Annotated in this window: 14 protein-coding genes; 1 reads left to right on the forward strand and 13 read right to left on the reverse strand. The window is 70.6% G+C overall.

What is annotated here, in order from left to right; genetic code table 11:
- Positions 1-94 precede the first annotated feature (94 nt).
- The 9 genes from tatA to OG580_RS06520 all read right to left on the reverse strand — a co-directional run bounded on the left by tatA (position 95) and on the right by OG580_RS06520 (position 7,481).
- Positions 95-388, reverse strand: coding sequence for a Sec-independent protein translocase subunit TatA (tatA, locus tag OG580_RS06480; protein WP_267042669.1), 294 nt, complete (start codon positions 386-388; stop codon positions 95-97).
- A gap of 185 nt (positions 389-573) precedes the next feature.
- On the reverse strand, positions 574-771 hold the full coding sequence (locus OG580_RS06485) for a hypothetical protein (RefSeq protein ID WP_267042670.1): 198 nt from the start codon (positions 769-771) through the stop codon (positions 574-576).
- Positions 772-806: 35 nt separating this feature from the next.
- Positions 807-1,070: a hypothetical protein gene (locus tag OG580_RS06490; protein ID WP_267042671.1), complete on the reverse strand. Its 264-nt coding sequence runs from the start codon at positions 1,068-1,070 to the stop codon at positions 807-809.
- A 152-nt stretch (positions 1,071-1,222) separates the two neighbouring features.
- Positions 1,223-2,176, reverse strand: coding sequence for a YafY family protein (locus OG580_RS06495; RefSeq protein WP_267042672.1), 954 nt, complete (start codon positions 2,174-2,176; stop codon positions 1,223-1,225).
- Positions 2,177-2,192: 16 nt separating this feature from the next.
- Positions 2,193-3,149: a YafY family protein gene (locus OG580_RS06500; protein ID WP_267042673.1), complete on the reverse strand. Its 957-nt coding sequence runs from the start codon at positions 3,147-3,149 to the stop codon at positions 2,193-2,195.
- Positions 3,150-3,289: 140 nt separating this feature from the next.
- Positions 3,290-3,661, reverse strand: a complete 372-nt coding sequence (locus OG580_RS06505) for an FKBP-type peptidyl-prolyl cis-trans isomerase (RefSeq protein ID WP_267042674.1) — start codon at positions 3,659-3,661, stop codon at positions 3,290-3,292.
- A 43-nt stretch (positions 3,662-3,704) separates the two neighbouring features.
- Positions 3,705-4,640, reverse strand: a complete 936-nt coding sequence (locus OG580_RS06510) for an FKBP-type peptidyl-prolyl cis-trans isomerase (protein WP_267042675.1) — start codon at positions 4,638-4,640, stop codon at positions 3,705-3,707.
- 117 nt (positions 4,641-4,757) lie between these two features.
- On the reverse strand, positions 4,758-6,119 hold the full coding sequence (gene pafA / locus OG580_RS06515) for a Pup--protein ligase (RefSeq protein WP_267042676.1): 1,362 nt from the start codon (positions 6,117-6,119) through the stop codon (positions 4,758-4,760).
- Positions 6,120-6,188: 69 nt separating this feature from the next.
- A complete protein-coding gene (locus OG580_RS06520; protein ID WP_267042677.1) occupies positions 6,189-7,481 on the reverse strand; it encodes an MFS transporter in 1,293 nt (430 codons plus the stop codon).
- A gap of 169 nt (positions 7,482-7,650) precedes the next feature.
- Between OG580_RS06520 and OG580_RS06525 the strand changes: the two genes are divergently transcribed.
- On the forward strand, positions 7,651-8,670 hold the full coding sequence (locus OG580_RS06525; protein ID WP_267042678.1) for a LacI family DNA-binding transcriptional regulator: 1,020 nt from the start codon (positions 7,651-7,653) through the stop codon (positions 8,668-8,670).
- Positions 8,671-8,778: 108 nt separating this feature from the next.
- Here OG580_RS06525 and prcA read toward each other — a convergent pair whose 3' ends face one another.
- The 4 genes from prcA to dop all read right to left on the reverse strand — a co-directional run bounded on the left by prcA (position 8,779) and on the right by dop (position 12,462).
- Entirely contained in the window at positions 8,779-9,531 is a 753-nt protein-coding gene (gene prcA, locus OG580_RS06530) for a proteasome subunit alpha (protein ID WP_267042679.1), read from the reverse strand.
- 46 nt (positions 9,532-9,577) lie between these two features.
- A complete protein-coding gene (prcB, locus tag OG580_RS06535) occupies positions 9,578-10,417 on the reverse strand; it encodes a proteasome subunit beta (RefSeq protein ID WP_267042680.1) in 840 nt (279 codons plus the stop codon).
- Between the two features lie 161 nt (positions 10,418-10,578).
- On the reverse strand, positions 10,579-10,791 hold the full coding sequence (locus tag OG580_RS06540; protein ID WP_055644448.1) for a ubiquitin-like protein Pup: 213 nt from the start codon (positions 10,789-10,791) through the stop codon (positions 10,579-10,581).
- A 159-nt stretch (positions 10,792-10,950) separates the two neighbouring features.
- A complete protein-coding gene (gene dop, locus OG580_RS06545) occupies positions 10,951-12,462 on the reverse strand; it encodes a depupylase/deamidase Dop (protein WP_267042681.1) in 1,512 nt (503 codons plus the stop codon).
- Between the last annotated feature and the right edge of the window lie 134 nt (positions 12,463-12,596).

The raw sequence follows: 12,596 nt of genomic DNA on the forward strand, positions 1-12,596 counted from the left end.
GGTCCTTCTCCTGCTTGCGGGCAGACTTGGGCAACCCACGTCCTCATCTCGTGCGGCAGGCCGCCGCCCGGTGCGGCGGCCGCGGCGGACCGGGTCAGCGCTTGGTGGTGTCCGACGGCTCGGTCACGGGACGCGAGCTCGTCACGTCGCCGGGAGCGGCCTGGATGGTACGCGGCGCGGGCTGCTGGTCCTGCGTTCCGGTGCCGGCGTGCGGCGGGTCGGCGGGGGCGCTCTGCTGGTCGTCCGACTTCATCGCCTTGGCCTCGCTCTTGAGGATGCGGGCCGACTTGCCCAGCGAGCGGGCCATGTCCGGAAGCTTCTTGGCGCCGAACAGGAGGATGATGACGACGAGGATGAGAATGATCTCGGTGGGGCCGAGCCTACCCATAGCTGTTTACCTTCTTCACCGAGGCGACATGGAGTGCGTGCCCGGCGGGTCGGACAGGTGTCCGGCCACCGCGCTGCCTGCGATCGTAACCTGCAGGAGTAAACGTGAGGCAATGGCCGTGCATACTCCCGATTGCGTCCGACGAGCCCCGTCAGGGACCCCTTGACGCAGCGTACGGCACCGAATCAGCGCAGCGCCTCGCCCGTTCGGGCCAGTCCCGTGGCCGCGGTTTCGAGCTCCTCGGCCGCCCGGCTGATCCGCTCTGTGGTGCGGGCCACCTGACGGCCGAGGCGCTGGACCTCCAGGAAGACCTTGATGCCGAGGACGCCGAGAACGGCGATACCGAGGAAGCCGAGGGCGATGGCGAGCATGGGCCAGAACATGGGCAGAGCCTAGACCTTGAGCGGGTACGGGTCGTTCAGACGGTGCTGTGGAGACGCAGGGTGCGGACGCCGCCGCCGGTGAGGAGCTCGACGATGCGCTCCCCCGCGGGCTTGCGGACCGAGCTGCCGCACTCGGGGCAGGTGAAGGAGTAGAAGGTGGTGCGGCGGCTCGCCCCGATGGCGAGGCGCAGGGCGCTCGCGGAGAGCTCGAAGCGGGAGCGGCAGTCGGGACAGGCGGCCTTGAAGAGGACCGGGGCCATCGTCGTCGCAAGGCCGTGCATCACGGACATTTCCCTCATCTCTCTACGGCAACAACGTCGTTAATTCTGGGGTGCCCCTTACTTCGACCCCTACGCCGACCCCTACACCGAAATCCTGAGCCGACTCCTGCGTCGGCACCCACGGCGGCTCGGCTCCTACGTCGACAACAGCGTCCCCGGAGCGGGAAACGTCACACGCCCTCGTACGCGGCGAGCGCGGCCTTCGCCGCCTCCCTGGCGCTGTCCGCGAGCTCGCGCGGCGCGACGATCCGTCCGTCGCTGCCCAACCGGAGCGCGAGCCGTCGCAGCGAGGCGGGGTCCGGCGTGCGGAGCGTGATCCGCAGTCCGCCGTCGGGCAGCTCGTCGGCGCGGTCGTGCGGGTAGTACTCGGCGACCCACCGGCCACCGGGGCCCACCTCGACCACGACCTCGGGGTCGTCGGCGGAGGGCTGGACCAGCCCCTCGGAGAGGTCACGGAGTTCGAGCTCCGGAGGAGCGGCGTGCTCGTCGAGGAGCCGGATCTCGACGACCCGGTCGAGGCGGAAGGTGCGGCGCGCCTCGGAGAGCCGGCACCACGCCTCCATGTAGGTGTGGCCGACCGCGAAGAGCCTGATCGGGTCCACCTCGCGCTCGGTGAGCTCGTCGCGCGCGGGCGAGTAGTAGCGCACCCACAGCCGTCGGCGCTCGGAGATCGCCCGGTCGACCTCGGCGAAGACGCCGCCCTCGGACTCGAAGGTGACCGACAGGCGGGCGCTGGCCCCGGCGGCCTCGCCGGCCGCGGCCTCCAGCTTGGCGGTGGCGCGGACCAGGGCGTCCCGGTCGCTCTCGCGGAGCCCGGGCAGGGTGGCGACGGCGCGGGCGGCGACCAGGAGGGCGGTCGCCTCGTCGGCGGCCAGCCGCAGCGGCGCGGCGACGTCGTCGGGGTTGTGCCACCAGATCCGGTCACCGTCGGTGTCGATGTCGAGCAGGTCGCCGCCGCGGAAGCTGGTGCCGCACATGGGCAGCACGTCCAGGTCGGAGATCAGCTCGTCCTCGGTGATCCCGAAGGCGCGCGCGACATCGGCGACGTGGGCGCCGGGGCGCTCACGGAGATAGGTGACGAGGGACAGCATCCGCCTCGTCTGGTCGATCGCGTTGGCAGCCATGCGGTACGTCTCCCCCTCAGTCCTTGGCCACGGCGCGCAGCCGGTCCAGTACATCCGCCCGCAGATCGGCGGGTTCCCGTACGACGACGTCGGGGCCGAACTCGACCAGCCAGGCGTCGAGCCCGTGCCCGTACGGGATCTCCAGCTCGTCCCACCCGTCGGCGCCCTCCTGTACGGACTGGGCGCGGGCCCGCAGCGGGTAGCCGCTGCCGGCGCGCAGCCGGATCCGGGCGGAGCGGGTGGCGGTCTCGCCGGCCCAGCTCTCGACGGTCTCGCGGACGGTGACGACGTCGGGCACGGGCGCGGTGAAGGCACCGGCCCTGGAGCGGACCTTTCCGGTGATCCGGGAGAGGCGGAAGACGCGCTCGGCGCCCCGGTCGCGGTCCCAGCCCGCCAGGTACCAGTGGCCGCGCCAGCATTCGAGGGTCCAGGGCTCGACCTGGCGGGTCTCGGGGCGGGCGGCGTTGGCCTTGCGGTAGTCGAAGACGACCGGGCGTCGGTCGCGGCAGGCCAGCATGAGCGGCTCGAAGGCCGCCTCGTGCACCGGGATGCGGGGTTCGAGGGCGCTGGGCTGGACGTCGTACGAGTCCTCCGCCTCGGGCATCCCGGCGGCGCGCAGCTTCTGGAGGGCGCCGCTGGCGGCTCCCGCGAGCCGGGCCTGCTGCCAGACCTTGGCGGCCAGGCCGAGGGCGGCGGCCTCCTCGGCGTCGAGGGTGATGGGCGGGAGGCGGTTGGAGTCGCGGCGGGCGAGGTAGCCGGTCTCGCCCTCCAGGTTCTCGACGGTCTCGATGACGAGGCCCAGCTCGCGCAGGTCGTCCTTGTCGCGCTCGAACATCCGGTTGAAGGCGTCGTCCCCGCTCGCTTCGAGGTAGGCCTCGATGGAGCCGCGGAGTTCGCGCTTGCTCAGCGGGCGGCGCGTCCCGAGCAGGCACAGCGCGAGATTCATCAGCCGCTCGGACTTGGCAATCGCCATCGACGCCCCGCACCCCTTTTACCGGATCCACTTGTCGGACGTCCGACCGTACCGCCCCGGAGTCGCGGGACAAAAGCCGAGGGCCCCCGCCATGGATGGCGGGGGCCCTCGGAGGACCGTCACCGGTCGGACACGACCGATCAGACGGCGACGAGGTCGCAGACGAAGATCAGCGTCTCGCCCGGGCCGATCTTGGCGCCCGCGCCACGGTCACCGTAGGCGAGGTGGGCGGGGATGATCAGCTCGCGACGGCCGCCGACCTTCATGCCCTGCACGCCCCGGTCCCACCCGGAGATGACCTGGCCGACGCCGAGGCGGAACTGGAGCGGCTCGCCGCGGTTCCAGGAGGAGTCGAACTCCTCGCCGGTGGAGAAGGCGACGCCCACGTAGTGGACGGAGACGGCGGCGCCGGCCTTGGCCTCCGCGCCGTCGCCCTCCCAGATGTCCCTGATCTTCAGGTCCGCCGGCGGCTCGCCACCCGGAAAGTCGACCTCGGGCTTCTCGATGCTCACTGAACTGCTCCTCATACTGATGAACTACGCGATCGGGACAGTCTTACATCTTCGTCAGGATGTCCACGGCGAACACCAGCGTGGACCCCTTCGGGATGCCCTGCTTCTCCTCGTTGCCGAACGCCTCGGACGGCGGGGCGACGATGAGGACGCGGCTGCCGACCTTCTTGCCGACGAGGCCGTCCTTGAGGCCCTTCAGCGTGAGCTGCGCGAGCGGGAAGTTCGCGGGCTTGCCCGTGGTGTAGGTGGAGTCGAAGACCTTGCCGTCCTTCCACAGGGCGGCGACGTAGTTCACGACGACCGTGTCGGTGGCCGTGACGGCCTCGCCCTTGGACTCGAGCACGTAGTTCGAGACGAGCTTGGTCGGCGGGTCGACCTTGGGGACGGTCAGCGTGGGCGCCTTGCCGTCCGTGTTGGTGCCGACCTGCGGCAGCTTCTTGTCGTTCTGCGGGACGACGGTGCCCTCGGCGGACTTCGGGATCGTGACGGCCTTCAGGATGTCGACGACGAAGACGAGGGTGGCGTTGGGCTTGATGTCGCCCTGGCCCTGCGCCCCGTAGCCGAGCTCCGGCGGGATGCCGATCTCGATGCGGCTGCCGACCTTCTGGCCTTCCAGGCCCTGGTCCCAGCCCTTGATGACCTGGCCGGCGCCGAGGGTCAGGTCGAAGGGCTGACCGCGGTCGAAGCTGTTGTCGAAGGGGGTCGTGGAGTCCCACGCCTGCCCCAGGTAGTTCACCTGGAGCGCGTCGCCCTTCTTCGTCACCGGGCCGTCACCCTCGCTGATGACGTTGACCTTCAGTTCCTTCGGCGGATCGCCCTCGCCCTTGGCGAGGGTCGGCTTCTCGCCGAACTTGACCCCCGCGGTGATGGCGGGCAGCCCGTTCTTCATCGAGGCGGAATCGGAGCCCTTGTCGCTGCCGCACGCCGCTGTCGAGAGCAGCAGCAGCGGGACGACGAGAAGGCCGGCAAGTCGGCGCACGTGTTCCTCAGATCTCAGACGGCACAGTAGTTGTGCCGACACTCTAGGGGGTCCTCCTGTCACGTCGAGGGCCCCGCACGCCGAACGTGCGGGGCCCTGCGGCTCGTACGCGCCGTCCTACATTCCGGCGATCAGCTTTTCCACCCGGTCGTCGATGGAGCGGAACGGGTCCTTGCACAACACGGTGCGCTGTGCCTGGTCGTTGAGCTTGAGGTGGACCCAGTCGACGGTGAAGTCCCGTCGCTGCTCCTGAGCGCGGCGGATGAAATCGCCGCGGAGCCGTGCCCTGGTGGTCTGCGGGGGCACCGACTTGCCCTCGAAGATCTTCATGTCGTTGCAGATCCGGGCCGCCTGCCCGTTCTTCTGCAGCAGGTAGTAGAGCCCGCGGCGGCGGTGGATGTCGTGGTACGCGAGGTCTATCTGCGCGACCCGCGGATTCGACATGGTCATGTTGTGCTTGGCCCGGTACCGCTCGATGAGCCGGTGCTTCATGACCCAGTCGATCTCGGTCTCGATGCGGTCGAGCCGCTCGCTCTCGATGGCGTCGAGGGTGCGACCCCACAGCTCCAGGACCTGCGCGACGTTGCCGGAGCGGATGCCGCGCCGGTCGACGAAGTCGACGGCCTTCTCGTAGTACTCGCGCTGGACCTCCAGGGCGGAGGCCTCTCGGCCACTGGCGAGACGGACTTTGCGCTGGCCCGTGATGTCGTGGCTGACCTCGCGGATCGCCCGGATGGGGTTCTCCAGGGTCAGGTCGCGCATCACCGTGCCGGCCTCGATCATGCGGAGCACCAGGTCGGTGGCGCCGACCTTGAGCAGCATGGTCGTCTCGGACATGTTCGAGTCGCCGACGATGACGTGAAGGCGGCGGTAGCGCTCGGCGTCGGCGTGCGGCTCGTCCCGGGTGTTGATGATGGGCCGCGAGCGGGTCGTGGCGGAGCTGACGCCCTCCCAGATGTGCTCGGCACGCTGGGAGACGCAGAAGACCGCGCCGCGCGGGGTCTGGAGGACCTTTCCCGCCCCGCAGATGAGCTGCCGCGTGACGAGGAAGGGAATGAGGATGTCCGCGAGCCGGGAGAACTCCCCGTGGCGGGCGACGAGATAGTTCTCGTGGCAGCCGTAGGAGTTTCCGGCCGAGTCGGTGTTGTTCTTGAAGAGATAGACGTCGCCCGCGATTCCCTCCTCGTGCAGGCGGCGTTCGGCGTCGACGAGCAGACCCTCGAGAATGCGCTCGCCGGCCTTGTCGTGGGTGACCAGTTCGGTCACGTTGTCGCATTCCGGTGTGGCATATTCCGGATGCGAACCCACGTCCAGGTACAGGCGGGCGCCGTTCCGCAGGAAGACATTGCTGCTGCGGCCCCATGACACGACACGGCGGAAGAGGTAGCGCGCCACTTCATCAGGAGACAGTCGGCGCTGTCCCCTGAACGTGCACGTGACGCCGTACTCGTTCTCCAGCCCGAAAATGCGGCGGTCCATGTCTGAACATTACGCCTGACGGCGTGTGATGAAACCGGGTTGGGCGTTCCCGTTTCGATCATTTTCCGATCAGTGCGCGTTCTTTTCGGTGTGTACGGGGGTGGGGGCGCCCGCGCTGACGGCGTGTCGCGTGTCGGGCTCCGCCGGGCCGGAGGCCCCTCCTCCGGGGGAGGACGCGCCCAGGACACGGCCGGTGGCGAGGAGGACGAGGAAGGCGACGAGGCCTCCCGCTCCGGCGACGGCGAATCCGGTGACCGTCCCGGCGAGTTCGACGGCGGGTCCGGCCAGCGCCGAGCCGAGGGCCGAGCCGACGCCGAAGGTGGTGACGAGCCACGAGAAGGCCTCGGTGACGGTCCCGGCCGGGGCGTGCCGGTCGACGACGATGAAGGCGCAGGCGAGGGCGGGCGCGAGGAAGACACCGGAGAGGGCCGCCAGGCCGGTCATGGCGACCGGTCCGGGGGTCAGGGTGAGGGGCAGGTAGCAGAGCGCGAGGAGCAGGACGAGGACGCGCAGCCGCTTCTCGGGCGCTCCCGCCCACTCGCGGGCGCCGTACGCGACGCCGCCGATGAGGGCGCCGAGGCCGAGGGCCGCCATCAGCCATCCGTAGACGGAGGGAGTGCCGGCGTCGTCGGCGTAGGAGAGGGCGGCGACGGTGATGGAGCCGAGCGCGAGGCCGACGAAGAAGAAGGAGCCGAGGAGGGCGAGGAGTCCGGGCGAGCGCAGGGCGCCCAGCCAGTGGGCCTCGCGGGGCGCTGAGCGCCAGGCGCGGGAGGGCTCGGAGAGGACGACGGCGAGGGCCCCGAGGACGCCGAGGGCGTTGATGACGAGGAGGGCGGCGGCGGGCGACCAGAGGGAGACCAGGAGGGTCAGCAGGAGCGGGCCGACGGTGAACATGACCTCCTGGGCGACCGCGTCGAGGGCGTAGGCGCGGTGGACCCGATCCTCGCGGCCCAGGACGCTCGGCCACAGGGCCCGCAGTCCGCCCTCCAGGGGCGGTGTGAAGAGCCCGGCGAGGACGACGGCCGCGTAGGCGAGGGCGAGGTGGCCGATGCCCGTGAGGGCGAGCAGCGCCATGCCGAGCGCGGAGAGGACCGCGGCGGGCAGCTGGACGCGGGGCTGGCCCTTGAGGTCGACGGCGCGGCCGAGGAGCGGCTGGCCGATGGCGGTGGCCACGCCGTAGGCCGCGATCAGGCCGCCGGCGAGGGTGTAGCTGCCGCCCTGGTCGCGGACGAACAGGGTCAGGGCGATGGGGCCGACGCCGTTGGGCAGGCGCCCGACGAGCGTGCCGGCGAGCAGCCTGGCGGCGTGCGGCGCCCGGAGTATGTCGAGATAGCCGCCGTGTGCCCTGGCCTCGGTGGCCATGTCGGTCTCCCCTCACCCTCGGACCCGGCCGAGGTTTTACGTATAACTAACGAGGTCATACGTACCATGTCGGCAGCGCGCGGGTCCACCCCGCGCCCTGGAGGCGACCGGGTACTGTCCGGATTCCACCCGACGTACCGACCGGGACCCGTCCGACGCGGAGGCTTGTGTGCAGAACCCGGAACCGCTCGGCGGAACCCGCCCGACCAGCCGGGACGTCGCCCGGGTCGCGGGCGTCTCGCAGGCCACCGTCTCGCTCGTCCTCGGCGACAAGTGGCGCGGCCGCGTCTCCGAGCGCACCGCGGACGCCGTGCGGGAGGCGGCCCGGAGCCTCGGCTACCGTCCCAACCTCGCCGCCCGCAACCTCCGCCTCGGCCACACCCGTACGGCGCTGCTCGTCGTCCCGGCGCTCACCAACGAGTTCTTCGCCCGCGTATACACGGGCGCGGCGACCGTCGCGGCCCGGCACGGCTTCGGCGTCGTCCTGTACCCCTCCCCCGACGGCGTCGGGCCCGCCAAGGACCCCTTCGCGTCGGCCCGCGCCGCCCTGGACGGGGTCATCGCCTCCTCGATGGCCTCGGACGCCCTCAAGGCCTTCCGGGGCACCGACCTGCCCCTGGTCATGCTCGACAGCGACCCCGCCGACACCGGCGCCGCCGCCCACGTCAACCTCGACATCGCGGACGGTATGCGCCAGGTCACGGGCCACCTGCTCGCCCTCGGCCACCGGCGCTTCGTCCACCTCGCCTCGGCCGTGCCGTCCTGGACCTTCGACGTCCGGGCCGCCGCGCTCGCCGAGGCCCTCGCCGGCGTGTCGGTACGGACCGTCCGCGCGCCCCTGGACGTGCACGGCGCCATGGCCGCCACCGAGCGCGCCCTCGCCGCGCCCGGACCGCGCCCCACCGCCCTCGTGTGCGACGACGACATCCTCGCGGCCGGCGCCTGCAAGGCCCTGCGGCGCCTGGGGCTGCGGGTCCCCGAGGACGTCTCGGTCACCGGCTTCGACGACCTCGCGCTCGCGACCGCCGTCGAACCGGAGCTGACCACCGTCGCCCTGCCCGCCGAGCGCATCGGGGAGCGCGGCATGGCGGCCCTCCTGGCCGTCCTCGCGGGCGAGCCGCCGCGCCCCGACGACCTCCCGGTCACCCTGGTCCCCCGCGGCTCCTCGGGGCCCGCACCGACCGGCTGAGCCGCTCGCGGGAACAGCCGAGGGGCCCCGGTCCGCTCACGCGCACCAGGGCCCCTCGGGCAAAGCTCGGACAGAACTCGGTCGGAACCGGAAGTCGGTCGGAACCGACTACTCCTCGGGAGCCTCGTCCGAGGGCTCGTCCGTCTTCGCGATGGCCGCGTTGTCCGCCTCCAGGAGGCGGGACAGCTGACGGCCGACGATCCGCTTGAACTTGCGCTGCTGCGGGCGCGTCCGGTCCAGGACCGCCACTTCGAGGCGCTCCGCGGGGATCTCCCGCTCGCTGCCGTTGGTGTCCCGCGACAGCGCCTGCACGGCCAGCTTCAGGGCCTCGGCCAGGGACATGCCGTCCCGGTGCCGCTGGTCCAGGAAGGAGCCGATCTGCTCCGCGTTGCCGCCGACCGCGACCGAGCCGTGCTCGTCCACGATCGAGCCGTCGTGGGGCAGTCGGTAGATCTGGTCGCCCTCCGGCTCGTCGCCGACCTCGGCGACGACCAGCTCCACCTCGTACGGCTTCTCCCCCGCGCTGGAGAAGATCGTGCCCAGCGTCTGGGCGTAGACGTTGGCCAGGCCGCGCGCGGTGACGTCGTCCCGGTCGTAGGTGTAGCCCCGCAGGTCGGCGTAGCGCACGCCGCCGATGCGGAGGTTCTCGTACTCGTTGTACTTGCCGGCGGCGGCGAAGCCGATCCGGTCGTAGATCTCGCTGAACTTGTGCAGTGCGCGCGACGGGTTCTCGCCGACGAAGACGATGCCGTCGGTGTACTGGAGGACGACGAGGCTGCGGCCTCGGGCGATGCCCTTGCGGGCGTACTCCGCCCGGTCGGCCATGGCCTGCTGGGGTGAGACGTAGAACGGAGTGGACACCGGCGGTCCGTCCCTTTCTTCTGGGCTTCTACAGAGCGACGAGTGGTCAGAGCAGGGCGGCGCGCGGCCCGTCGGGCTGCGTGAGACGCCCGTCGGTGACCGCCCGGGCCAGCTCGGAGGACTCGGCGTCGGTGAGCCTGCGGAAACCCTCCTCGGTGATGACGGTGACGAGCGGGAAGATCCGGCGGGCCATGTCGGGGCCACCGGTCGCCGAGTCGTCGTCCGCCGCGTCGTACAGCGCCTGCACGACCAGGGTCGTGGCCTGCTGCTCGGTGAGGTCGGAGCGGTAGAGCTTCTTCATCGACCCGCGCGCGAAGATCGAACCGGAGCCGGTGGCCGCGAAGCCCTGCTCCTCGGAACGGCCGCCGGTCACGTCGTAGGAGAAGATCCGGCCCTTGCCCTTGCCCTCGTCCCAGCCCGCGAAGAGCGGCACGACGGCGAGCCCCTGCATGGCCATGCCGAGGTTGCCGCGGATCATGGTGGACAGGCGGTTCGCCTTGCCCTCCAGGGAGAGCGTGGCGCCCTCCACCTTCTCGAAGTGCTCCAGCTCCAGCTGGAAGAGCTTGACCATCTCCACGGCGAGGCCGGCGGTGCCGGCGATGGCGACGGCCGAGTACTCGTCGGCCGGGAACACCTTCTCCATGTCCCGCTGCGCGATCATGTTGCCCATGGTGGCCCGCCGGTCGCCGGCGAGGACGACTCCGCCGGGGAAGGTGACCGCCACGATGGTCGTGCCGTGCGGGGCCTCGATGACGCCCTCGGGCAGCTTCCGGTGGCTCGGCAGCAGCTCCGGCTTGTGAGCGGACAGGAAGTCCAAGAACGAGGACGATCCCGGCGTCAGGAAGGCCGCCGGCAGACGCCCGGTGCTACGAGGGTTGGCTTCCACGCGATTCCTTCCGGGTGGGAGAGTCGGCCCGCCGTGGGACGCGCGGGCCGATCTTGGTTGCTGTGCACGGACCATACCCGTGCCACCGCCTGTCATCCGTCCCCGGACCCACGGCTTTCTCCGGGGCTCCGGGGACGGAGGAGTACAGGCGCGAGAGGCGGCTACTCGCCGCCCTTCTGGACGAAACTACGAACGAACTCCTCCGCATTGGACTCGAGTACGTCGTCGATCTCGTCCAGGACGGAGTCCACGTCGTCGCTCAGCTTCTCCTGGCGCTCCTGGAGATCGGAGCTCGCCTCCGTGGTGGTCTCCTCGACCTCCTCCGTGGATCGCGTCGCCTTCTGCTGTCCGCCGCCGGTGTCCTTGGTCGCCATATCCCTCACCCCGCTCGAATCGGCCCGCTCGGTTGAGTCCGTACAAGATCAGACCCTATAGGTCGGGTCTGACTTCGGCCCCGCAGTTTCCACAACGCCCGGGCACTGTTTCCATGATTCCCAGTGCCGGGGTATTTCAGGCCCGTACCGGGCCCCCGATCAGCCGCCGGAAAGTACGCGCACGAGTTCCTCCGCCGTGCGGCAGCGGTCCAGGAGCGACTTCACGTGGGCCTTGGTGCCGCGCAGCGGCTCCAGGGTCGGGACGCGCTGGAGCGAGTCCCGGCCCGGCAGATCGAAGATCACCGAGTCCCAGGAGGCCGCGGCGACGTCGTCGGCGTACTGCTCGAGGCAGCGGCCCCGGAAGTAGGCCCTGGTGTCCTCGGGAGGCGCCGTCTCGGCCCGCCGCGCCTCGGTCTCGTCCAGGAGCCGCTTCATGCGCCCACGGGCCACCAGGCGGTTGTACAGGCCCTTCTCGGGGCGCACGTCCGCGTACTGGAGGTCCACCAGGTGGAGGCGGGCCGCGTCCCAGTCCAGGTCGTCGCGGCGCCGGTAGCCCTCCATGAGCTCCAGCTTGGCGATCCAGTCGAGCTCGCCGGCCAGGCTCATCGGGTTGTTCTCGAGCCGGTTGAGGGTGTCCTCCCAGCGCGTCAGGACGTCCTTCGTCTGCTCGTCCGCGTCCGAGCCGTACCGCTCCTCCACGTACTTCCTGGCCAGCTCGAAGTACTCCATCTGCAGCTGGACGGCGGTGAGCGTCCGGCCGCTGCGGAGCGTGACCAGGTACTGGAGGGTCGGGTCGTGCGAGACCTGGTGGAGGGTGCGGACCGGCTGGTCGACGGCGAGGTCCACGGTGATGAACCCGTCCTCGATCATCGACAGGACCAGCGCGGTCGTGCCCAGCTTGAGGTAGGTCGAGATCTCCGAGAGGTTCGCGTCGCCGATGATCACGTGCAGGCGACGGTACTTCTCGGCGTCCGCGTGCGGCTCGTCGCGCGTGTTGATGATGGGCCGCTTGAGGGTGGTCTCCAGCCCCACCTCGACCTCGAAGTAGTCGGCGCGCTGACTGATCTGGAAGCCGTTCTTCCGGCCGTCCTGACCGATGCCGACCCGGCCCGCCCCGGTCACGACCTGGCGGGAGACGAAGAAGGGGGTCAGGTGGCGCACGATGTCCGAGAAGGGGGTCTCCCGCTTCATCAGGTAGTTCTCGTGCGTGCCGTAGGAGGCGCCCTTGTTGTCGGTGTTGTTCTTGTAGAGGTGAATGGGCTGGGCCCCGGGGAGCTGGGCGGCGCGCACGGCCGCCTCCGCCATGATCCGCTCGCCGGCCTTGTCCCAGAGGACGGCGTCACGCGGGTTGGTGACCTCGGGCGAGCTGTACTCCGGGTGGGCGTGGTCCACGTAGAGCCGTGCCCCGTTGGTGAGGATCACGTTGGCGAGGCCGATGTCCTCGTCGGTGAGCTGGCTGGAGTCGGCGACCTCGCGGGCGAGGTCGAAGCCGCGGGCGTCCCGCAGCGGATTCTCCTCCTCGAAGTCCCAGCGGGCGCGGCGCGCCCGGTGCATCGCCGCCGCGTAGGCGTTGACGATCTGGGACGAGGTGAGCATGGCATTGGCGTTCGGGTGGCCCGGGACGGAGATCCCGTACTCCGTCTCGATGCCCATTACTCGCCGTACGGTCATGCGGCCCTCCTTGCCCGGCGTCGCTCACAGTGCGCGACTCGGCGTTACCGAAGAGCCTAGAGCGGCTCAGCGCTGGTGGGGAGATCACTTGCGGTATTTCCCGTACTACCGGGAGAAACCGGGGCTGCCGGGGG

The sequence above is a fragment of the Streptomyces sp. NBC_00094 genome, assembly GCF_026343125.1.
Classification (GTDB): domain Bacteria; phylum Actinomycetota; class Actinomycetes; order Streptomycetales; family Streptomycetaceae; genus Streptomyces.

Excerpts from the sequence above, each read along its gene's own strand:
- tatA (WP_267042669.1), bottom strand. The coding sequence starts at position 388 with ATGGGTAGGCTCGGCCCCACCGAGATCATTCTCATCCTCGTCGTCATC.
- OG580_RS06485 (WP_267042670.1), bottom strand. The coding sequence starts at position 771 with ATGTTCTGGCCCATGCTCGCCATCGCCCTCGGCTTCCTCGGTATCGCC.
- OG580_RS06490 (WP_267042671.1), bottom strand. The coding sequence starts at position 1,070 with ATGAGGGAAATGTCCGTGATGCACGGCCTTGCGACGACGATGGCCCCG.
- OG580_RS06495 (WP_267042672.1), bottom strand. The coding sequence starts at position 2,176 with ATGGCTGCCAACGCGATCGACCAGACGAGGCGGATGCTGTCCCTCGTC.
- OG580_RS06500 (WP_267042673.1), bottom strand. The coding sequence starts at position 3,149 with ATGGCGATTGCCAAGTCCGAGCGGCTGATGAATCTCGCGCTGTGCCTG.
- pafA (WP_267042676.1), bottom strand. The coding sequence starts at position 6,119 with ATGGACCGCCGCATTTTCGGGCTGGAGAACGAGTACGGCGTCACGTGC.
- OG580_RS06520 (WP_267042677.1), bottom strand. The coding sequence starts at position 7,481 with ATGGCCACCGAGGCCAGGGCACACGGCGGCTATCTCGACATACTCCGG.
- OG580_RS06540 (WP_055644448.1), bottom strand. The coding sequence starts at position 10,791 with ATGGCGACCAAGGACACCGGCGGCGGACAGCAGAAGGCGACGCGATCC.
- dop (WP_267042681.1), bottom strand. The coding sequence starts at position 12,462 with ATGACCGTACGGCGAGTAATGGGCATCGAGACGGAGTACGGGATCTCC.